The 20,529-nt window shown below is 49.0% G+C and carries 19 protein-coding genes; 8 read left to right on the top strand and 11 right to left on the bottom strand.

The features are described 5' to 3' along the window. Positions 1 to 35: 35 nt before the first annotated feature. The 5 genes from OC23_RS15405 to OC23_RS15385 form a co-directional block, all read right to left on the bottom strand. Positions 36 to 632, bottom strand: a complete 597-nt coding sequence (locus OC23_RS15405) for a hypothetical protein (protein WP_038345811.1) — start codon at positions 630 to 632, stop codon at positions 36 to 38. A gap of 173 nt (positions 633 to 805) precedes the next feature. After that, positions 806 to 1,351, bottom strand: a complete 546-nt coding sequence (locus tag OC23_RS15400; RefSeq protein WP_038345809.1) for a glutathione peroxidase — start codon at positions 1,349 to 1,351, stop codon at positions 806 to 808. A gap of 118 nt (positions 1,352 to 1,469) precedes the next feature. Continuing rightward, the gene (locus OC23_RS15395; RefSeq protein WP_038345808.1) at positions 1,470 to 2,240 is read right to left on the bottom strand and encodes a helix-turn-helix transcriptional regulator; all 771 of its coding nucleotides are present in this window, start codon (positions 2,238 to 2,240) and stop codon (positions 1,470 to 1,472) included. Next, positions 2,237 to 3,463: an MFS transporter gene (locus tag OC23_RS15390; protein WP_038345806.1), complete on the bottom strand. Its 1,227-nt coding sequence runs from the start codon at positions 3,461 to 3,463 to the stop codon at positions 2,237 to 2,239. Before OC23_RS15390 ends, OC23_RS15395 begins: the two co-directional genes overlap by 4 nt. Positions 3,464 to 3,692: 229 nt before the next feature. After that, positions 3,693 to 4,913 carry an MFS transporter gene (locus OC23_RS15385; protein ID WP_038345802.1) on the bottom strand — a complete coding sequence of 407 codons (1,221 nt, stop codon included), beginning with the start codon at positions 4,911 to 4,913 and terminating at the stop codon, positions 3,693 to 3,695. Positions 4,914 to 5,048: 135 nt separating this feature from the next. Between OC23_RS15385 and OC23_RS15380 the strand changes: the two genes are divergently transcribed. Together OC23_RS15380 and OC23_RS15375 are read left to right on the top strand one after the other, a co-directional pair. After that, positions 5,049 to 5,702: a TetR/AcrR family transcriptional regulator gene (locus tag OC23_RS15380; RefSeq protein WP_171194812.1), complete on the top strand. Its 654-nt coding sequence runs from the start codon at positions 5,049 to 5,051 to the stop codon at positions 5,700 to 5,702. Between the two features lie 103 nt (positions 5,703 to 5,805). Further along, positions 5,806 to 6,726: a DMT family transporter gene (locus tag OC23_RS15375; RefSeq protein ID WP_038345798.1), complete on the top strand. Its 921-nt coding sequence runs from the start codon at positions 5,806 to 5,808 to the stop codon at positions 6,724 to 6,726. A gap of 398 nt (positions 6,727 to 7,124) precedes the next feature. Here the strand turns inward: OC23_RS15375 and OC23_RS15370 are convergent, their stop codons facing one another. From OC23_RS15370 to OC23_RS15360, 3 genes are read right to left on the bottom strand one after another with little or no spacing between them, the layout of a single operon-like run. Further along, on the bottom strand, positions 7,125 to 7,694 hold the full coding sequence (locus OC23_RS15370; protein WP_038345797.1) for an L-threonylcarbamoyladenylate synthase: 570 nt from the start codon (positions 7,692 to 7,694) through the stop codon (positions 7,125 to 7,127). Between the two features lie 38 nt (positions 7,695 to 7,732). After that, the gene (dprA, locus tag OC23_RS15365; RefSeq protein ID WP_038345796.1) at positions 7,733 to 8,863 is read right to left on the bottom strand and encodes a DNA-processing protein DprA; all 1,131 of its coding nucleotides are present in this window, start codon (positions 8,861 to 8,863) and stop codon (positions 7,733 to 7,735) included. Between the two features lie 10 nt (positions 8,864 to 8,873). Then, entirely contained in the window at positions 8,874 to 10,025 is a 1,152-nt protein-coding gene (locus tag OC23_RS15360; RefSeq protein WP_038345794.1) for a LysM peptidoglycan-binding domain-containing protein, read from the bottom strand. A 122-nt stretch (positions 10,026 to 10,147) separates the two neighbouring features. Between OC23_RS15360 and def the strand changes: the two genes are divergently transcribed. From def to OC23_RS15340, 4 genes are all read left to right on the top strand, one after another. Further along, positions 10,148 to 10,678, top strand: a complete 531-nt coding sequence (gene def, locus OC23_RS15355; RefSeq protein ID WP_038345793.1) for a peptide deformylase — start codon at positions 10,148 to 10,150, stop codon at positions 10,676 to 10,678. Between the two features lie 20 nt (positions 10,679 to 10,698). After that, positions 10,699 to 11,136 carry a DUF2946 family protein gene (locus tag OC23_RS15350; protein WP_038345792.1) on the top strand — a complete coding sequence of 146 codons (438 nt, stop codon included), beginning with the start codon at positions 10,699 to 10,701 and terminating at the stop codon, positions 11,134 to 11,136. 73 nt (positions 11,137 to 11,209) lie between these two features. Further along, a complete protein-coding gene (locus tag OC23_RS15345; RefSeq protein ID WP_038345791.1) occupies positions 11,210 to 13,321 on the top strand; it encodes a TonB-dependent copper receptor in 2,112 nt (703 codons plus the stop codon). A gap of 66 nt (positions 13,322 to 13,387) precedes the next feature. After that, positions 13,388 to 14,584 (top strand): hypothetical protein, encoded by a 1,197-nt coding sequence (locus tag OC23_RS15340; protein ID WP_038346433.1) that lies wholly within the window; start codon positions 13,388 to 13,390, stop codon positions 14,582 to 14,584. Between the two features lie 45 nt (positions 14,585 to 14,629). Here the strand turns inward: OC23_RS15340 and OC23_RS15335 are convergent, their stop codons facing one another. From OC23_RS15335 to OC23_RS15325, 3 genes are all read right to left on the bottom strand, one after another. After that, positions 14,630 to 15,391: a hypothetical protein gene (locus OC23_RS15335; RefSeq protein WP_038345790.1), complete on the bottom strand. Its 762-nt coding sequence runs from the start codon at positions 15,389 to 15,391 to the stop codon at positions 14,630 to 14,632. 229 nt (positions 15,392 to 15,620) lie between these two features. Further along, positions 15,621 to 15,947 carry a hypothetical protein gene (locus OC23_RS15330; RefSeq protein ID WP_152607852.1) on the bottom strand — a complete coding sequence of 109 codons (327 nt, stop codon included), beginning with the start codon at positions 15,945 to 15,947 and terminating at the stop codon, positions 15,621 to 15,623. A 12-nt stretch (positions 15,948 to 15,959) separates the two neighbouring features. After that, positions 15,960 to 19,454, bottom strand: a complete 3,495-nt coding sequence (locus OC23_RS15325) for a PAS domain-containing hybrid sensor histidine kinase/response regulator (protein ID WP_161792305.1) — start codon at positions 19,452 to 19,454, stop codon at positions 15,960 to 15,962. A 185-nt stretch (positions 19,455 to 19,639) separates the two neighbouring features. Between OC23_RS15325 and OC23_RS15320 the strand changes: the two genes are divergently transcribed. Together OC23_RS15320 and OC23_RS15315 are read left to right on the top strand one after the other, a co-directional pair. Continuing rightward, positions 19,640 to 19,972: a DUF485 domain-containing protein gene (locus OC23_RS15320; protein ID WP_004773206.1), complete on the top strand. Its 333-nt coding sequence runs from the start codon at positions 19,640 to 19,642 to the stop codon at positions 19,970 to 19,972. A 1-nt stretch (position 19,973) separates the two neighbouring features. Beyond that, the coding region (locus OC23_RS15315) for a sodium:solute symporter family transporter (RefSeq protein ID WP_038345786.1) at positions 19,974 to 20,529 on the top strand (556 nt) is incomplete at its 3' end.

The raw sequence follows: 20,529 nt of genomic DNA, 5'->3' as shown, positions 1-20,529 counted from the left end.
TTTATGCCTCAACAAAATTTAAAAATAAACAGGCTTTAAGCGTTTGAATCTGCTTTATCACCCAGAACTAAGGTTGCCAGCTTCACCATATCCATTTGAATGGTGTTGAACTGTTTTTCGAGCTTGGCAAAATCAATTTTTGAAAAATCAGTTTGACCATGCAGTAACGGCATATTTAATAGCTGTTGATTGGCGCTTAACAGGCTTTGGCGGATCTGGTCCACTTCATTACTTTTTAAGTTTAATGACAGTAATGCATCATGCAGGCCATGCAATTCCTGTTTTAAATCACCGGTGGTGCTTTGCAGTTTCTGGATATTCTTATCCTGAATGGCCTGTTCAAGGTTCCCTTGGGACTGTTTAAGTAGCGTCACATAGTCATCAGTTTCGAGCTGGAGTTTTGCAATATCGCGGGCGATATTGAGCATATTGCCCTTGCTCAGGTTTTGAGTGTCCTGGGCGACCATAGCATCGTGTTGGGTATTTTCAGAAGCCGGCATTGGCTGTTCAATCGTGGTGTCCTGCTCAGCCTGATCATTGTCATGAGGAACCTGGTCGCAACCTGCCAGTGTGAACAGGCTCACCAGGGTCGTGACAGAGAGAAAGGTTTTGAAAGATAGCTTGTCCATCATGGCTAAACGGCACCCGATTATGAGAGGGGAGTCACTATAATGAGAAAGTATGAAGAAAAAAGTGATTTTTGCAATTTAGCAACAGTTTGCCTGCGTAAAATGCGCGAAAAAATGAGCGGAGCATTCACAAGAAAAGAATAGATCAGCTATTCTTTTCCCGGTGCGAATGTTTTTTATTTTGCCAGTTCAGCTTCAATCGCGCTAACAATGCGCTCGTCATCTGCGGTAATGTCCGGTGCAAAACGGGCCACGATCTCGCCGTTTTTATTGACAAGGAATTTTTCAAAATTCCATAACACTTCCGGCGGATTGTTTGGGGTGAGGCCGTAATCCACCAGATCTTTCCACCAAGGACCTTCACCAATGCGTTCTGGAATGGCCTGGGTCAAGGTCTGATAGAGGGCATGCTTGTCATCACCTGCAACCGAAATCTTGGCAAATAGCGGGAAATGCACGTCATAATTCAGTGAACAGAATTGCTGGATTTCATCATTGCTACCCGGTTCCTGTTCCAGAAAGTTATTGGCAGGGAAACCCAGAATTTCCAGACCTTGATCTTTTTTGGCCTGATAAAGTTTTTCCAGACCTTCGTACTGCGGGGTTAGGCCACATTTTGATGCAACGTTAACGATCAGCAAGACTTTGCCTTGATATTGTGCAAGATCAACATCTTGGCCTTGAATGTCCTTAACAGGGATGTGATAAACCGACTGGCTCATAAGATAAGTCCTAATTTGTTGTTGTGACAAGACCTGTTTGTTTTAACTGCTATTGTGCCGGAGTGCAATCCTCTGGGAATCAATCCATACAAATAATCAGTCCAAGCAGGCTAAAGTGTTAGGGCGTTGCATTTTTTAGCTGTACCGGTGTTTGTCCGGTATAACGTTTAAAGAACTCGATAAAGCTGGAACTGTGATGATAACCCAGGTTAAAAGCCAGTTGTTTAATGGTCATACCCTGGCGTATCTGGTTGATTGCATAAATAATCTTGGCCCGGTTACGCCATTCGGACAGGGACAGTTGCAATTCCTGCTGGCTCAGGCGTAACAGATGCCGTTCACTGACCGCAAAGCGTTGCAGTATCTGTTGCAGGCTCTGGTCAAACTGGTCAGGATCGGCAAGCTGTTGCAGAATCAGGGATAAAACCGGATGGCTACTTTGCGGAAGATAATGTGAATAAGCAGGGGCCTGTTTTAGCTGGTCATACAAGACCTGAAGCAGATGCTCCAGATATTCAGGAGCAGTGGCCTGTTTCTGCTGATCAAGGATTTTCAGCACCAGCGCCCGAAAGAAAGGTTCAATACTGAAACAGCGGCACTGTTCGCCCAAGTACGCACCCAGCCGGGGATGCAGGCGGATACAGATATAGTGAATTTCATGCTCAACGGGCAGCGACTGATGCTCGGTACGCGGCGGTAGCCATAATCCGTAGCTGGGTGGCGACAGGTAATATTTGCCCTCAATATCAAACTCAAGGGTACCATTCAGGCTAAAGTTAAAATCTCCCCAGAGTGAAGAGTGCGGTGTAACAACATCATCTTTCTGATAAAGAAATTCATGTACTTCTATACCATTTAAAAAGGGAAACTGTTCAGCAGCATGCGTCATTGGGGCGTTCCGTGCTCGTTTTCGTAGGTTATTTTAGGGTTGTTCAGGCCTTTGGCCAAAGTAAAGATACTGATTAATGCCAGAGCCACAAAGCTAATGACACCATAAATCAGGATATTCTCGTTGAAATGATCAACCACATAACCGCCAAGCAATGAACCGGTGGCAATCATGACCTGAAACATCCCGACAAACAGTGGCATGCCTTTTTCAACCGCATGTGGGGCGTGTACAAACATCCAGATATTGGCTGAGGTCGGGAAGGCACCAAAAGCGAAGCCCCAGAGAGCGGTCAGGACAATTGCACCAAATTGATGAATCGCGAAGATCGGGAAGCCAAAGAAAACGATGGCAAAACAGACCCCAATAAAGGCAAAGGTATAACGTACATTGAGGTTGCCACTATAGCCTGCAAAGGCATTGCCGAAAATACCTGCAATGCCGTAGAGCAATAACAGTGAGCTGATGGTGGTGCCATCAAAGCCGGCAATATTCTTAAAGAAGGGCGCCAGATAGCTATAGGCACAGAAATGGGCAAGACCGATCATTAATACGATTAACATGCCGCTGCGTGCCTTGGGAGTGCGTAACAATGCCGGTAAATCGCGGATATGAATGGCAGACTCGGGCTTGAGTTCAGGCAGATAAAACAGCTGTAGCAGCAGGACGATCAGGCCAATCGCCGCAGTGATTCCGAAGGCACTGCGCCAGCCATAAAATTCACTGAGCCAGGTACCGATCGGTACACCTAATACGGTGGCAAAGGTTACACCGGCCATGACAATGGCCGTGGCTTTGGCAATCGGTAAATGCGCAGGAGCAAGTTTGCCACTCAAGGCAATGGCGGTTGCCCAGAAGCCTCCAATCGAAATCCCCAGCACCAGACGGCTGAGCAACAGCAGCTCAAAGCTTTGTGCAAATGCAGTCATGCTATTGGCAAGCACCATGATGGCTGTAAGGAAGATCAGGACATAACGCCGGTCGAGCTGTTTCACTGAAACTGGCAACAAGGGCGCTGCAATGGCCGCCATGACATCGGGCAGGGTAATGATCAGGCCGGCGGTACCGACTGAGGTGTTCAGGTCGGCGGCGACGCTGTTGAGCACGCCAACGGGTAAAAACTCGCTGGTGACCAGAGCAAAGGCAGCAATGGCAACAGCCAGAATGGCATACCAGCTGCCTTGAGGGGAAGGTGTGGGGCGTACGTCTGAAGATGCTTGCATGGAGGTTTCCTGATAGATCAGTGCCTTGATAAAAGCGAGAGCTTTAATTTTATTTTGTAATGATCGATATAAAATATGGGACAAAACCAGGCTCGTCAATATATTTTATAGTGATCATTATGAAAATATATTTCAGCGAGATGACAAAGAAAATAATTCATCTGACCGGTGAAACTGGCAAGCATGCTGAGGCATGCGGCTGGATCGGGTGATCCAGCCTGCTGGATGGCTAGCGGTGAGTGGCGGCTTTCGGATTATTGAGGCCACGTGCCAGGGTAAAGATCAGGATCAAGGACAGAATGATTAAAGGAAGCATTGTAAAAAACAATACCGTTCCGTCAAAGTGATCGACAATCACTCCACCGAACATACTGCCGAGTGCAATCAGGATTAAAAAGGTCAGGGTCACCATCGGCATGCCCTTTTCAACCGCTTCAGGCGCATGGGTAAACATCCAGATGTTGACTGCCGTTGGAATGATGCCATAAGCAAAACCCCATAATGCGGTTAACATGATGGCAAGCAAAACCTGTGTCCCGCAGAGTGGCAGGCTTAAAAAGGCCAGCAGGAATGCAACCGCACTCACGGCAAAGGTATAACGGATATTGATCTGGCCGAGGTAACCTGCAAAAACATTGCCAAAAATTCCGGCAATACCATAGACCAGCAATAAACGGCTGATCAGGCTGTCAGAAAAATCGAGCTCATATTTAAAAAAGGCAGAAAAGTAGCTATATGCAGCAAAATGCGCAAAGCCCATAAACAGAAAAATGATCAGTCCTTTGCGGGCGGCAGGGTGTTGCAGCAGGATCGGCAGCTCTTTCCAGCGCAAAGATGAAGATGGCTTGAGCTGTGGCAGATAGAGATACTGAAAGATAAGCAGGAGTACGCCCATCAATGAAATTGCTGTAAATGAGGTTTGCCAGCCCTGGTACTGGGCCAGCCAGGTGCCCATCGGGACACCTAATACACTGGCCAAGGTCACTCCGAAAGCAACCCATGCTGTTGCCTTGGCAATTGGCAAATGGGGTGGGGCCAGACGCCCGCTCAATGCTACGGCTGTGGCCCAGAACCCGCCGACAGCAACCCCGAGGAGGATACGTCCTGCTAATAAAATCATAAAATTGGGAGCAAATGCGGTCAGCAAATTCGCAATAATCATGAACAGGGTCAACAGTAACAGTAATGAGCGACGATCCAGCGTTTTCGATGATACCGGGATCAGGACGGCAGCAAACATCCCGACAATTGCGGTGAGCGAAACGGTCAAACCTGCCGTACCGACAGAAACCTGAAAGTCTCTGGCAATGTCATTGAGTACGCCAATTGCCAGAAATTCACCGGTGACCAGCGCAAACGCACTAAAGGTGACTGAGAGCAAGGCAAACCAGTTGCCTTGAGAGACACTGGCATCTAGTTGGCTGAGTTTGGCCGGAGTAGAGTTTTCCATAAGAATTTCCTTTATTGTTAAATAGATAACAATAAGAATTGAAATATATTAGTTTTTATAGCGATCGATATAAAATAAAATAGTTGATAAAAATCATCCCGTCAATTAATTTATTAGTGATCGTTATGAAATATTGTGACAGCTATGACCAATCCGCATGAGCCAACAGTAGCACCCTGTGATGACAGCTTGAAAAAAAAGCGTGGCCGTCCGAAGTGCTTTAACGAGCAGCAGGCATTACAAAAGGCCATGCTGCTCTTTTGGGAGCATGGCTATGAAGCAACCTCGATCAGTGAGTTGACCCATGCACTTGAACTGACAGCACCGAGCCTGTATAGCAGTTTTGGGGATAAGGCAGGGCTGTTTTATAAATGTATCGATTATTATCTGGCGCATGAGGCCTGCCCCATTGAGACCATCTTTTTAGAAGCCAGAACTGCCAAGGTTGCTTTTGAGCTGTTTCTGTATGACAACGTGCAGCGTTTAGTACAGCCAGACAAGCCGTCGGGCTGCATGCTGGTGGTGGCCACCATGAACTGTTCTGACAATGCGCAAGCCATTCAGCATAATATTTTGGAAAAACGCTTGCAGATCAAGCAAAGGCTGCTGGATCGCCTGATGCAAGGGGTGGCCAGTGGAGACCTGGCAGCCACAGCGCCTTTACAGGAAATGGCCGACTTTTATGCCACAGTGCTGCAAGGGCTGACCATGCAGGCAAGAGATGGTGCCACGGTCGAGCAGTTACATAAAGTGGTGGAGCATGCCATGCGCAGCTGGGAGCTGTTTTAGACAAGGATGTCGTAAGCGCGATATAAATGTCTGAAATACGATATTTCAATTATTTTGGACATCTTTCACAATATGCCCATTGCTGAGATATTGTGAGAAAATGATGGGTCAGTTCAGTAAATACCAGAAATGGGCATTTGTGTTGCCCTTGATTGCCGTATTGATTTGGTCACTCAACATTGCGGTTACCCGTTACGTGGCAGATTATATTTCGCCAGTCAGTATCAGTTTCTATCGCTGGTTTGTTGCCTTTGTGATCTTGACGCCGTTTATGTTGCCTCAAGTCTGGAAGCAACGTGCCTTGATCCGGCCGTTTATTCCAAAACTGGCTGTGCTCAGTGCGTTTGGCATGGTGCTGTATCAAGGTTTGTCCTATACCGCAGCGCATTACACCACTGCGACCAATATGGGCATTGTAAATGCCTTTGTGCCTGTTTTTACGATTTTTATCTCGTACATTATTTTAAAAGATGCGCCGAACCGCTATGCAATTTTTGGGAGTCTGCTGTCTTTTGCCGGGCTGATCTATGTGATGAGCCAAGGTCATATCTCCAGCCTGTTTGAGCAGGGCGGACACTGGGGCGATGCGGTGATGGTGCTGGCAGTCGGGTTTTATGCCTTTTATGGGGTATTCCTGAAAAAATGGCAACTGCAACTGCCCTTGTTGATCAGTCTTTATGTACAGATTGCTTTTGCCTTATTGTATCACCTGCCGTTTTTACTCTGGTTCGGCTTAGATGGCATCAATGCGGCGAATGCGGCAAGCGTGCTTTATGCCGGGATGTTCCCGTCACTGATTGCTCCCTTGTTGTGGATGGTTGCCGTGCAGGCCATTGGCCCTAACCGGACCAGTATTTTCATGAACCTGATGCCGGTATTTACCGCCATTATTGCCAGTGTCTGGTTATCGGAACACTGGACGATTTACCATAGCGTTGGTGGCATCATGATTCTGGTCGGGATTATCATGGCGCAAAAGAAAAGCATGAAAGCACCGGTGAAACTGGCAGAATCTGCCTCATAAAGATGAACCGAAGCGGTGTGTTTGGTTAAAAAAACAACAAACGCACCCGGTTTTTTTTGGAGAGAATGTTCTTTCTATCTGATTTGCAACTATATTTTTTTATGAGGGCGTGGGTTTATGCTCGAAAAAAGCTGAATAAAAATAAAAATATAATTTTATTAAAAAACCTCAAGTGACAAAATTGGTGCCCTTTTCACACTTTTTGTTAGTGAAATAATAAATTTGTATAAATGGAATGAATAGCTCATAATACCAGCCACAGCAAGATGATTCATTTAAGAATGAACAAGTTGCTCACCGAATTGATGAACCCTCTGGATGTGATTATACACATCCTTTTTATGCTCAGTTATCCCTATATAACTGAGCTTTTTTTTGTCTGCTATTCACCTAAATCACTATGCGCGAACAATTTCACCGGTCAGCGCATTGAGGATGCGGCTCGGTTCCCGACTCAATCCCAAATCGCCCTCAAGATAATGTAATGCATTGCCAAAATAGGCTTGAGCCTCTGTCAGGTTATGCGCAGGTGTCTGTCCGGCTGGATTGGCACTGGTCGAAACGATGAAACCTCCAAACTGCCGGCATAACTCCACACAGAGCGGATGGGTGGTGACCCGCACTGCCACCAGCGGATGCTGGCCCTTGATCCAGTTCGGGATGTGCTGGTCGGCGGGTACCAGCCAGGTGGTGGCACGTTCGGAGGGCTGGCGGTTTGACCAGCTGCTGATGACCTGCTGGCGGATGACAGGGCTTAAATCCTGAAGCAAATGTTCGACCTGATCGATGTGTCCGGCCAGTAAAATCACCCCTTTTTCGACGGGGCGGTGTTTGAGTTCCAGAATCTGTAGAAAAGCCTGTTCATTAAACGGATCGCAACCTAGTCCCCATACGGCCTCGGTCGGATAAGCCAGAACCTGTCCTTGTTGTAAGAGTTGCGCTGCTTCAGGAATCGACGTGGTAATCATGGCATAAACTGGTATGGATAGAGGGAGAGGTTACTAGTTTAATGCATTGGACGGCAACGTAAATAGCGACCGGCCTGTTGCATGCTTAAACCGAGCAATTCCAGTTCCATCAACTGGGCGGTTAAGTCGGCAATCGGGGTCGGGTAACGCTGCGCCAGCTGGTCCAGATCCTGTCCGACCCAGTCCAAAACCTGATACAGCCCAATTAAATGTGCGGGTAGCGTTGGCGGTGCCGAGCTGCTCTCTGTTGCGGGTTGCTGCTGGGCTTGCCACTGGGTCGGTAAGGCCAGATCCTCAATCACCTGTTCAGGATGATCGACCAGAATGGCCCCTTCGCGGATCAGTTGATGGCAGCCTTGATGATGCTCGCTATAAATATGGCCGGGAATGGCGAAGACCATTTTGCCCTGATTGGCGGCTTCATGTGCGGTAATCAGTGAACCGCTTTTGAGTGCTGCTTCAATCACCAATACCCCAAGACTTAAACCGCTAACGATACGGTTACGGCGAGGAAAATGCTGCTGTAAAGGCTTGGTGGTCGGCAGGAATTCCGTCACAATTGCGCCCGAGCAGGTGATCTGCCGGGCGAGCTGTTGATGCTGGGCAGGGTAGACCGTGTCCAGGCCTGTTCCTGTCACTGCGATGGTCCGGTGATGAACCAGTCCCCCCTGATGGGCTGCCTGATCAATTCCGTGTGCCAGGCCACTACTAATATAAAATCCCTTTTCACTTAAATAATAAGCAAAGTCATAAGCCACCTGGCGTCCATGCGGACTTGGCTTGCGACTGCCCACCATGGCAATTTGCGGTTGTAAGAGTGCCTGAGCCTGACCTTGCCCGAACAGGATCGGAGGGCGGTCCGGATAGGGAAGTAACTGGGTGGGATAACCGATATCTTCGGGCGTTAAAATAAAGTCACTGTGACGGCAGACCAGCTGAACCAGCTGTTCAAACTGTTGCCGGCCCTGAGGGGTCTGAAACTCGGCCAGACGTTTTAAATGATTGGCGTGCAAGCCGAGTTGTGACCACTCTGCAAAACGCTGTGGCCGGGTTGCCTGTTCACAGCTACCAAAGTACTGCAGGATTTTTTGAAAACTGGAAAGTGAATGTTGAACCAGGTACCACACCAGCACGGTATGGTAGTGATGAGGCGATAGCTGATTCAACATGGTGCGGTTCCTAATCGTCCAGACGTGGCGGTTTGATCTCTGAACCTAGCTTGATCGGCAGCTCGCTGTCGAGTACATAGGCATAGCTGATCCGTTCAAAGCTCTTGAAGATCATCAGGCTGCCCAGATATTGGCCAGGAAGCTTGACTTGCTCTTTGGTTTTCGGATCACGCACGGTTTCTCCATCCTGATAGATACTGAATACCTGCCCGATTTCAACGCCATCTGCGCTGCCACGGTCAACGGTGACCACACCATTTTTTGCGGCTGTGCCAATCGAACCCATTACCCGGATGATTTTACCGCCGTCTTTAACCTGATTGGCATCGGTTGGATAAAATAGGGTAGGCAACATGGCATCCTGTTCCGGCATGACACGGTCACCACGACGCACTTCGCCATTATAGCTGTCGGTCAGTTCGACTGTGGTGATATCGTTTTCACTACGAATCGCCACGCCTGATGCCACCTGGGTCAGTTCAACCCCCAGATTCTGCTTTTTACCATTCTGGTCCAGTACGATGTAAGGCTCGCCTTCACGGAACACCCCATAACGCTGGCCATTTTCAAGGCCCTGGCCGCGTACATATACGCTCTGGCCTTTGCCTGCCAATACGCGGTTATCTGCAGTGCCCAGAATATAAGGAGTATTGGCAATTGCTTCTGCAGGCAGGACAGAGGTGCGTTCCAGCCATTGCTGGATATGGGTGAGTGGAATGACCGGAACGCTATTATTTAAAGCTTCAATGCGGACTTGCGGACGCAGGTTAGAGGTATTGCCGGTATAGCGGCGAATAATACCGTCACAGCCGTCGCCTTCGTCCTTACCAATCAGTGGTCTGCCATTCAGGCTGCACAATAGCAGGCGATCACCCGGATAAATCCAGTGCGGATTTTTGACATGCTTGTTGCTTGCCCAGATCTCAGGCCAGCGCCAGGGCTTCTTTAAAAACTTGCCGGAAATATCCCACAGGGTATCGCCTTTTTTCACCACATAGACATGCGGTGCCCCAGCTTTAACCGTAGGTGGACTCACATTCGGGCTGGCAGCATGGGCAAAATTGACACTCAGGCCCAATCCTGCACAAATTGCAGCCGCAATCAGTTGTTTTTTTAACCCCAAGGCATGAAAAGATGGTATGCCGTTTAAAACCTTTTTCATTATCATAATTCCTGAAAATTATGTGTGTAGTTGCGTTATAATAACGACTTTACACACAATTTTTTGATCAAGCATTCCCTTCAGTTGGTTTTTTGATCAATGGCATAAGTGAGGACGACAGTATGGCCTTATTACCTATTTTAAGTTTTCCTGATCCCCGCCTTCGTACCATTGCCAAGCCAGTCGAAGAAGTCACTGATGAAATTCGTCAGCTTGCAGCAGATATGTTTGAAACCATGTACGAGGCACCGGGTATCGGTTTGGCGGCAACTCAGGTTGATCATCATATTCAGCTTATTGTTATGGACATCTCGGAAGAGAAAAATCAACCGATGGTGTTCATTAACCCCAAAGTCACTCCACTGACCGAAGAGACCCAGCCATATGAAGAGGGCTGTCTCTCTGTGCCTCAAATATACGACAAAGTTGAGCGTCCGTCACGCGTAAAAATCGAGGCAATTAACCTTGAAGGTCAAGCATTTGAGTTAGAAGCTGACGAACTTCTCGCTGTTTGTATCCAACATGAAATGGATCACTTAAATGGCAAGCTTTTTGTCGATTATCTATCGCCTTTAAAACGTCAGCGTGCCCGCGAAAAAGTGGAAAAAGTGGTTCGTCAACGTGAAAAGGAAAAAGTTGCAGTAAAACGTTAAGCTGCAAACTGCACTCATCTATGTTGTCTTTGTTTCGTTGGGGCTTGTTGCTGGCATTTACCGCGGTCTGTTTACAGATTGCGGTTTTCTTGCAGCCGCTGCTTCCGAAGCAATACCAGATTGCGCCGGTGTGTGAAACCATCACCCAGGCGCTACTGTTACCCAAAGTACAAAGCATGCAGAGCCATTCGGCGCATAACTCCCAGCCGCATAGCCATCAGCTGGAGCATGCTCAGGCCCAGATGCCGAAACATGATCATCACGATCCTAATCACCAGTGTCAGTACTGTACGGTGTATGCCAATCTGGTCTTGCCGCCTGAATTGGGTGTAAAAGAAGTACTGGTCCGGATCCAGATCCGTTTAGTGGCTTATCAGCAAGCGTTCAAGCATGTTTATTTTGCACTGCAACGCTTATTTCTATTGCCCCAAGGGCGCGCCCCACCACTCTTTGCATAAATAAAACGTTATTTTCATTAGGGTTTTTTAAAACTCTAGCCCAGTTTTACTTATGTTTTAAGAGAGACCACTCATGGCTCAACCTCAATTTTTATTACAACCGCTCACGGTTGCGATCCTGGCTGCCTCAAATACTGCTCTGGTGTGGGCAAATCCGGTCGATTCGTCTATATCTTCACATGCCCATGTATCGCTGGCGCCGATTGTAGTGACCGCGCAACAGCCTAACCAGAGCAATGGTCTGGTGGTGCAGGCCGACCCAAAACAACCGATCCAGCCGATCCCTGCAACCGATGGCGCCGACTACCTGCAAAGTATTATGGGCTTTAATGCCATACAGAGTGGCGGTACCAATAGTGATGTGACCTTCCGTGGCATGTTTGGTTCACGCATCAAGATCCTGACCGATGGTACGGAAAATCTGGGAGCCTGCCCAAACCGGATGGATGCCCCGACTTCTTATATTTCACCTGAAAGCTATGATCGTATTTCGGTGATTAAAGGGCCGCAAACGGTTCAATATGCCAATACCGGTTCAGCTGCAACCGTGATCTTTGAACGTCAACCTGAAAAATTGACTCAGGCCAAACCGTATCGTGGACAGGCCAGTGTACTGTGGGGTTCATTTGGGCGTTTAGACCAGAATGTTGAAGCGGCGCTGGGGGATGAGAAAAAATATATCCGTTTAAATGCCAACCGTTCCGAGTCGAACAGCTATCAGGATGGTGACGGTAAAACCGTGCCTTCTTCATGGGAGCGCTGGAATGCCGATGTGGCGCTGGGCTGGACTCCGGATGAAAATACCTGGTTGGAGCTGACCGGTGGCAAGGCCGATGGCGAGGCTGAATATGCCGGACGCGGGATGGATGGTGCACAATTTGCCCGTGAGAGTCTGGGCCTGCGCTTTGAAAAGAAAAATGTCACCGATGTGATCAAGAAAATCGAAGGGCAGGTGAACTATAGCTATAACGATCACATCATGGACAATTTCAGCTTGCGAACCCCGCCTATGGTTGAAATGAAGCACGGTGACCATGTCATGAAAATGCCGATGCCAATGGAAATGCAGGTAACCCGCCGTACCCTGAATTCACGTCTGGCCATGACCTCTGAATGGGACCAGTGGAGCCTGATCAGCGGGGTTGACTCCCAGTTCAATAAACATGGGGGCAGTATGTCCTCTTCAACGATGCCGTCCATGAATGTTCCATTCAGTCAGGATATGCGGTTCCAGTCTTATGGCGCTTTTGGCGAGTTGAGCTATCAATTCAATCCGCAGAACAAGTTGGTAGCCGGTGCGCGAGTTGATCGTGTCAAAGTTGAAGATGAACGTGCTGACTCGAAAACAGCCGGATTCAATACCCGACTGAACAAGACCTTGCCAAGTGCCTTTGTGCGACTGGAAAATCAAAATGACGAGCATGGCCTGAACAGTTATGTCGGGCTGGGCTATGTCGAGCGTATGCCAGATTATTGGGAGCTGTTTAGCCCTGTACATGGCAATACCGGTTCGAGCAATACCTTTAACGGGGTGCGTCCGGAAAAAACCTTGCAGCTGGATGTTGGCTATACCCAGCAACAGGGTGCATTTAACTCCTGGGTGTCTGCCTATGCCGGACTGGTTGATGACTATATCCTGATGAGTTATCACGATCATAGTCATTTACATGCAGGCGGACATGGCGGTGGCGGAATTACCGCAGGTGCCAAGAATGTCGATGCCACCATTGCCGGGGCTGAGGCTGGCGTTGGCTATCAGTTTAGCGATCATATCCAGGCCGATGTGAGTGCCATGTATGCGTGGGGTAAAAATACCAGCGACAATACGCCATTACCCCAAATTGCACCTTTAGAAGGTCGGGTCAATGTCCGTTATGTGGCTGATCAATATACGCTCGGCATGTTATGGCGTGTGGTGGATCAACAAAATCGCGTCAGCCTGCATCAAGGCAATATCGTCGGCTATGACTTAAAGCCAAGTGCAGGTTTTTCAACACTGTCCCTGAATGGCAGTTACCGCCTCAATCAGAATATTGACCTTTCGGTAGGCGTGGACAATGTTCTGGATAAGACCTATACCGAACATCTCAATAAAGCAGGGAGTTCGGGTTTTGGCTTTGCCAGTGAAGAACAATTCAACAATACCGGGCGAAATTACTGGATGCGGATGAGCATGAAGTTCTAAGCTAGGTTAGAATCAGTCAGCTCAATGACCTGCATTGGGCTGACTGAGATGGGAACCGAGGCCAGCATGCATCAACTTCAGGAACAAAAAACAACAATTATTCAAGAATTAAAACAACATGGGTATGCCCGTATCCAGGTCGAAGAATGGACCGAACAGACGCGCGCCAGTCTGGATGAAATACTGACACAGGCAGGTTTTAAGCAGTACCAATTTCACAAAATCAAGCATCAGCCCCAGGCTTACCTGATCGTCCTGAACGGGGTCAGAGCGGATCTGCTTTATCCGCTGGAACAGGCTTATCCACCCAGAAGCTCACTGGTCATGATATTGCCCCTGATTGTGGCGGTTGGCCTGATTGCAGCGACTGTACTGTTAACGAGCTACGCCAGAGACCTGATGTCCTTTGTCATTGTTCTGGTTGTGCCAGCCTTGCTGGGGGCATTATGTGAATACTTCATGATTCGCAAGCAGCCCAACCCCATTTTCCTGTCCAAGCTGTTCAGCGTCCAGCCGCTGGTGTTTGTACTGGTGATTGTATTTTGCGTGATTGTCTTGCGGGAAGGCATTATCTGCCTGATCATGCTGTTACCGATTTTACTGACCGGCTTGCTGCTGGGGGCAGGTCTGATGCGTCTGATTTGCCGTTATTTGTGGAAACCCGGTACCCGAATTTACTCTTTTGCACTACTGCCTTTGATTTTATGGTTGTTATTACCTGATTTTAGTCGTACCGAATACGGTCAAACCCGGCGCTCGGTGGTAATTCATGCGCCAGCACAGCAGGTATTTCAGGCCATTAACCAGATTGGCAAGATTCATCCCGAGGAAGTCAAGGACAGTTTTATTTTTACCATGGGTTTTCCCAAACCGGTATTTGGCATGACCGAACAGCAGGATGGGCAACTGGTGCGTACCATCGAGTGGGAACGCGGGGTCAGGTTTAAAGAAAAGGTGACCGCATCTCATGCGCCGTATCTGTTGTCATGGCACTACCAGTTTGCACCGGATTCGTTTCCAAAAGGTTCACTGGATGATCATCTGGTCATGGGTGGCAGGTATTTTGATTTGCTAAAAACCGATTATCAGCTAGAGCAGATCGATGCCCACACCACCAAACTGATCCTGAGCATTGATTACCGCTTGTCGACTGAATATAACTGGTATAGTCGTTTGTGGGCCAATTATGTCTTGAACGAGTTCAGTGATGTGGTGATGCAGATTCATAAACAGCGTCTAGAGAAGCATGCCCGTACATCATGAAATACCGAAGCAAAAGCCACAATGCTGGTTGTGGCTTTTTCAGGTTCAGGCCAGACAGTCCTGTTTTGGCATCAGGCTATCGCAATACAAGGGGTTCAAGGCGCATTGCAAGTCATCAATCTGGGTCTGGGTTACATAGCCCTTACGCTTGAGGTAGTCTGCCACACGATCATCACGCAGGCTCAGGAAGGCCGCGTCATACACCCCCAGATCTACAAACAGGGCCGCTGTTTCCAGGCTATTGAAGTGATCCAGGAACACATCATTATCATACATCAGGAAAATATGGGTCAGTGGTGCATGGGCATCCACTTTTAAACGCTGTGCCAGCTGTTCAGGCGGGGTTTTGATAAACAGCAAATCGGAAAGTTCGTCAAACTGGTTCTTGTCCAGCTGGTTTTCATGACCTTTGGCATGGCTTAACCAGGCTTTAAAGACCAGTACGGCACCGCCACGTAATAGCATGCTCCAGATCTGATGGCGTGTTTCATGGTCAAGATGGGCTGTTTCCGCTTCTAGCACATCCAGAAACTTTGCTTCTTGCTGGGACAGTTTTTCAAATAAGCCCAGGCCTTGTGGATGATAGGCTGCCGGTGCAAATACATCAAAATCAAGCTCATGGAAGACTTTCAAGGCCAGTGGCACGGCTGCCTGATACAGCGTATCCAAAGCGCGTAAGTGCGTATCTTCAAGTTTGCTATGAACAAAAATCTGTTGCCAGTCTAGTTGTGGTAATAATGCATTGGCACTGTATTGGCGATAAAACTGTTGTGAGCTATGGTCTGTGGTGGGGTGGCTATTCTTCATGATCAATGTCCTTTTCGACAGTCTGTGCTGAGAAACCTGATCTGCTGAGATACAGTTTCTATTCAATGGATCAATTAATGCAATATCAAGAAAGCAAGTAGAATACGACTAAAGTTGTAGATAGGCTTTTTGGGTTAAAATTATAAAATAAAAACAATGATTTATTTAATTGTAAGTAAGTGTACAAACGTACACTAATGTAAGTGGAGATTTTTGCCATAGGCAAAAGTCATTTGAGCACTTTGGTCAATCGATCAATGCTCCAAGGACTGGATTTTGATGGTTTTTGCCTATGACTGCAAAAAATCCGGTCATTCCACAGGCTGGAGCGGCCTGTCATGGCTTGCTTGAACTGCTCATGAGCAATGCCCAAAGCTTTGTTAAACCAGGCATACCGGCAGGCAATTGCAGTTGTCTGCCGGCGGGCCGCCCCGTTCGGGCGAATATCCGGATCGATTTGGGGCAGCTGTGCTGCATCGGGTCTGGAACTTAAGCCAAAGATCTTGAACCAGAGCCGGTAAAAACCGCCGTGCCTATCATGATCCCGGAACCACACCGCCCACAATACTTATTGCATCGGCATGATTTTCAGGCCCGACAGCCAGGCACGCAAGGCCGCCGGCTTGAGCGGTTTCTTGAGCAATACGATATTCTGCTGTTTCAGGTATTGTGGCAACTCCGGATCAGAGTCTGCGGTAATCAGCGCCACCGGTACATGGGCCGAACGGTATTGTTCGATGAAGTCCAGTCCACGCTGGTCCTGATTTAAATGCTGATCGATCAGCCAGACCTGAATGTCTTCCTGTTCAATCAGCCGTAATGCTTCTTCCGGTTCCGTGGCGGTAAAGATCTGATAGCCCCATTTGCTGAGCAAGGTACGCATGCCGTCCAGAATGGTTTCATCATTGTCCAGACACAGTACCTTATAGGCAGTATGTTGCAGTGCGGTGGCCTGAGGAGGGATGGCCTGTGTTTTCGGCGCTTCGGCAAGCGGGACTTCAATCATAAAGCAGGAACCCTTACCCAGCTCGGAATACACATGCACGGGAAAATCCAGCAGGCTGGTCATCCGTTGTACGATGGCCAGTCCCAGCCCCAGTCCCTGTTCACCCCAAGGCGAGGTATGTCCGCAGCGCTCAAACTCCTGAAACAGTTTGACCCGTTGCTGTTCATTAATGCCGGGACCAGTATCCCAGACCCCGATCCGGATATGCGCTGGACGCTGGGCAGACCGTAACACGCCCACCACCACGCGACCTTGCGCGGTATAGCGGAGTGCATTACTGACAAAGTTCTGGATAATCCGTCGCATCCATTGCGGATCGGTGTCGACCCAGAATCGGGTATCGTGGACGGTTAACTGGATATCACGCTGGGCAGCAATCGACTTGAACTGTAATTCCAGATCATTTAACAGGTCATGCAATGAGTAGGCCTGACGTTTTGGCTGAATTGTCCCGCCTTCCAGACGGGCAATATCGAGCAGGGCAGAGAGCATGCTTTCTGCCCCATACAGGGCACGGTCCAGCTGTTGCAGGGTCTGCTGGTCTTCTGCGGTGTGGACGCTTTGCTCCAGTGCCGTACTAAATAGGCGTGCGGCATGCATGGGCTGGAGCAGGTCATGGCTGGCCGCTGCCAGAAAGCGGCTTTTTGACTGATTGGCCTTGTCGGCCTGTTCCAGCGCCAGTTGCTGTTCGGTCAGGGCATTGGCAAGCTGCTGGGTACGTTCGCTGACACGTTGTTCCAGTACTGCTTCATTTTCACGGAACGCGGTAATGTCGGCAAAGGTGGTCACGAAACCACCGCCTTCAATCGGGTTGCCGCGCATCTGAATCACCAGACCATCCTTACGGATTCGCTCAAATTCATGTGCACTGCCTACTTTCATCCAGTGTATCCGCTTGCGCACATGTTCTTCGACCGGGCCGGGGCCACATTCGCCGCGTTCGGCGTTATAGCGGATCAGGTCGGCAATCGGGCAGCCGACATACACCAGATCTTTAGGATAATCAAACAGCTTGAGATACTGGTTGTTCCAGGCCACCAGACACATGTTCTTGTCGACGACACTGACTCCCTGGGTCATGTGGTCAATCATGGTCATCAGCAGGTTCTGGTTAAAACGCTGCCATTGTGAGGCCTGGTCCAGAATATTGGCGACCTGACCCAGTGCCAGACCATTGTTAATCATGGCCGTGGTCAGTAAGGTCCGGGCCGAAGCCGCCCCGATAATTCCGGCCAGATATTGCTCGGTAAAGCGCCACCACATGCCGTTGGCGACATGGTTTTCATTTAAAACCACATGATTCTGTTCACAAAACTGCTGGAAGGCTTGCAGGGTCGGCTTGTCGCCCGTGACCCGTTTGGCCAGCGCCAGCAAGTCACCGACCTTGAGGCGTGCGGCATTGAGGTGCAGGTCGGTGAGATCGGTATTGGACTGCGCCGAAGGTAGCGGTTTGCTTTCATAATAGAAAAAGCTTTCGGCCTGAATCTGTTCGGCCACGCTGGGACGATACAGGCGCGATACCCAGATATACAGGGCTACATTGAGGCCGAGTGACCAGAGCACACCGTGGGTTAGCGGGGCAAACGACTCGAAACCGAGCAGTGCTTCAGGACGTAAAGCGTTAATCCCGAACGGCCCGAACAGTAAAATGTGCTGTGCCAGATCCTGATATTGGTCGGGCAGGCTACGCAAGACTGTTGGGAACAGTAAGGTATAACTCCACATGGCAAAGCCCATTAACAGGCCGACATAGACCCCCTGACGGCTTGCGCCACGCCAGTACAGACCGCCAATCAGGGCCGGAGAAAACTGAGCCACGGCACTAAAGGCCAGTAAGCCAAATACCGACAGCTGGTTAATATCATTAAAGAAATGGAAAAATAAAAAGCCCAGCAACATCACGCTGATAATACTGATCCGCCGGGTCAGCTTGAGCACGCGTGGCAAATGCTGGTCATGCCGTGAAATAATGTTAAAACGCCACAAGGCTGGCATGATCAGGTCATTACTGAGCATGATCGACAAGGCCACCGAAGCCACCAGCAGCATGCCGGTCGAGGCTGAAAATCCGCCCAGAAAGGCCAGTAGTGCCAGCCATTCCTGCTGATAGCTCAGGGGCAGGGCCAATACTGCAATATCCGGGGTACCGAGTGATTCGGGTAATGAATGTAAGGCCCAGCTAGCAATTGGAATGATCGCCATCACGGTCAGGATCAGATAGGCAGCAAACCAGCGGCGCGCTCCGCGAATATGCTTTTCATCACGCAATTCTACCACTGCCACGTGAAACTGGCGTGGCAGGCAGATCATGGCCAGTGCAGCCAACAGGGTCTGCACCCAGAAGGTCTCAGGAACTCCCAGCTGTTGCAGGTCATGAAAATGCTGATGTACATCGGTACTGACCTGTCTGAGGTTGTCGGGTGACTGCAATAAGAAGAAGGCTGCGACACTGAGCAGGGCAAACAGTTTCACAAAGGACTCAAAGGCGACTGCCAGCATCAGGCCGCCGTGCTGTTCGGTATGGGCAATATGCCGCGTACCGAAAATCATGGCCAGAATCGCCAGTACAGCGGTCAGCACCAGCACACTGTTGGTGGTGGTATGAAGATGGGCATTCTGCTCCAGAATCACCGAGGCGCTCAGTGCAATGGCGCGTAGTTGCAAGGCCAGATAGGGCACAATCGCAATCACCGCCAGAATGGTGACCAGAGCGGCCAGACTGCCGCTCTTGCCATAACGGGCAGCGACAAAATCGGCAATTGATGAAATGGCATGATGCTGGCGGATACGCCCCAGACGCTTCCAGATGTCATAGCCAAACCAGATAAAAAGCAGCGGGCCAAGATAAATCGGCAGGAAGATCACTCCCTGGCGAACCGCAGCTCCCGTTGCCCCGTAAAAAGTCCATGAAGAGCAGTACACGCCGAGGGTCAGGCTGAACAGCAGCATTCTTCCGCGTGTACTCAGCCGGCTGGCATGTTTTTCACCAAAAAAAGCACAGCCGAATAACAGCACAATGTACAGGGCCAGTACCCCAAGAATAAGCCAACTGTTCATATTGCTCACGTGATCAAATTCCATTTTTCATCATACCTGAAGCGCAGGTACGGCAAGGAGTAGAGAATTGCATTTAGAGACCAAAGTCTAAGTTACGAGTCAAGCAGAATCTTGTTAAGTTGGATCATGAAAAATCCCACGTAAAAAAGGGGTCCACGGTCGGACACAAAAATAAGGAGTTGATTATGGATGATTCTCAGGTAGATCGAATTCTACATAATCCAAAGTTTCAGGAAATGGTCAGCAAAAAGCGTACATTAAGTTGGACATTAACAGCAATCATGCTGTTTATCTATGTTGGATTTATGCTTTTGGTTGGTTACAACAAAGAATTTTTAGCTAGTTCATTTAGCGGCGGTGTCACCACATGGGGTATTCCCCTGGGTCTGGGCATTATCGTGTTGTCGTTTATCTTATGTGGTGTGTATTCCTATATTGCCAACAATAAGCTTGACCAGCTAAATGAAGAAGCCCTCAAGGAAGTTGAGGCCATTGCACATGAAAAAGGGATGCATTGAGATGAAAGGAACTTCATGCAAGGCGATACTGTTTACGCTACTTAGCTTTTGCTTTACCAGTATTGCATTTGCCAGTCCGGATCTGGGCGCAGCTGAACAGCAGGCGACCAACTGGCATGCAATCATCATGTTTACAATCTTTGTCGGTTTTACCCTGTTCATTACCAAGTGGGCAGCCAAGCAAACCCAGTCGGCACAGGACTTCTATACCGCAGGTGGCGGAATTAGCGGTTTCCAGAACGGTCTGGCAATTGCCGGGGACTATATGTCTGCGGCTTCCTTTCTGGGGATTTCGGCAATGGTGTTCAGTTCAGGCTTTGATGGCTTGCTTTACTCACTGGGCTTTATGGTGGGCTGGCCAATTGTTTTGTTCCTGGTGGCAGAACGCTTGCGTAATCTGGGCAAATATAACCTGTCTGATGTGGTGTCATTCCGTCTGGAAGAAAAGCCGGTACGTACTCTGGCGGCCTTCAGCTCACTGGTTGTGGTGGCGTTTTACCTGATTGCACAGATGGTCGGTGCAGGCCAGCTGATCAAGCTCCTGTTTGGCCTGAACT

It is taken from the genome of Acinetobacter sp. A47 (genome assembly GCF_000805455.1).
Classification (GTDB): domain Bacteria; phylum Pseudomonadota; class Gammaproteobacteria; order Pseudomonadales; family Moraxellaceae; genus Acinetobacter.
Note: the sequence above shows the minus strand (reverse complement) of the source record. Positions and strands in the feature narration are given on the sequence as shown.

What these genes read in the sequence shown, in the direction of transcription:
- OC23_RS15395 (WP_038345808.1), bottom strand. Translation starts at nt 2,240, where the DNA reads ATGACGCATGCTGCTGAACAGTTTCCCTTTTTAAATGGTATAGAAGTA.
- OC23_RS15345 (WP_038345791.1), top strand. Translation starts at nt 11,210, where the DNA reads ATGGCTCAACCTCAATTTTTATTACAACCGCTCACGGTTGCGATCCTG.
- OC23_RS15370 (WP_038345797.1), bottom strand. Translation starts at nt 7,694, where the DNA reads ATGATTACCACGTCGATTCCTGAAGCAGCGCAACTCTTACAACAAGGA.
- OC23_RS15360 (WP_038345794.1), bottom strand. Translation starts at nt 10,025, where the DNA reads ATGAAAAAGGTTTTAAACGGCATACCATCTTTTCATGCCTTGGGGTTA.
- OC23_RS15335 (WP_038345790.1), bottom strand. Translation starts at nt 15,391, where the DNA reads ATGAAGAATAGCCACCCCACCACAGACCATAGCTCACAACAGTTTTAT.
- OC23_RS15320 (WP_004773206.1), top strand. Translation starts at nt 19,640, where the DNA reads ATGGATGATTCTCAGGTAGATCGAATTCTACATAATCCAAAGTTTCAG.
- OC23_RS15390 (WP_038345806.1), bottom strand. Translation starts at nt 3,463, where the DNA reads ATGCAAGCATCTTCAGACGTACGCCCCACACCTTCCCCTCAAGGCAGC.
- dprA (WP_038345796.1), bottom strand. Translation starts at nt 8,863, where the DNA reads ATGTTGAATCAGCTATCGCCTCATCACTACCATACCGTGCTGGTGTGG.
- OC23_RS15405 (WP_038345811.1), bottom strand. Translation starts at nt 632, where the DNA reads ATGATGGACAAGCTATCTTTCAAAACCTTTCTCTCTGTCACGACCCTG.
- def (WP_038345793.1), top strand. Translation starts at nt 10,148, where the DNA reads ATGGCCTTATTACCTATTTTAAGTTTTCCTGATCCCCGCCTTCGTACC.
- OC23_RS15340 (WP_038346433.1), top strand. Translation starts at nt 13,388, where the DNA reads ATGCATCAACTTCAGGAACAAAAAACAACAATTATTCAAGAATTAAAA.
- OC23_RS15325 (WP_161792305.1), bottom strand. Translation starts at nt 19,454, where the DNA reads ATGAACAGTTGGCTTATTCTTGGGGTACTGGCCCTGTACATTGTGCTG.
- OC23_RS15400 (WP_038345809.1), bottom strand. Translation starts at nt 1,351, where the DNA reads ATGAGCCAGTCGGTTTATCACATCCCTGTTAAGGACATTCAAGGCCAA.
- OC23_RS15375 (WP_038345798.1), top strand. Translation starts at nt 5,806, where the DNA reads ATGGGTCAGTTCAGTAAATACCAGAAATGGGCATTTGTGTTGCCCTTG.
- OC23_RS15385 (WP_038345802.1), bottom strand. Translation starts at nt 4,913, where the DNA reads ATGGAAAACTCTACTCCGGCCAAACTCAGCCAACTAGATGCCAGTGTC.
- OC23_RS15350 (WP_038345792.1), top strand. Translation starts at nt 10,699, where the DNA reads ATGTTGTCTTTGTTTCGTTGGGGCTTGTTGCTGGCATTTACCGCGGTC.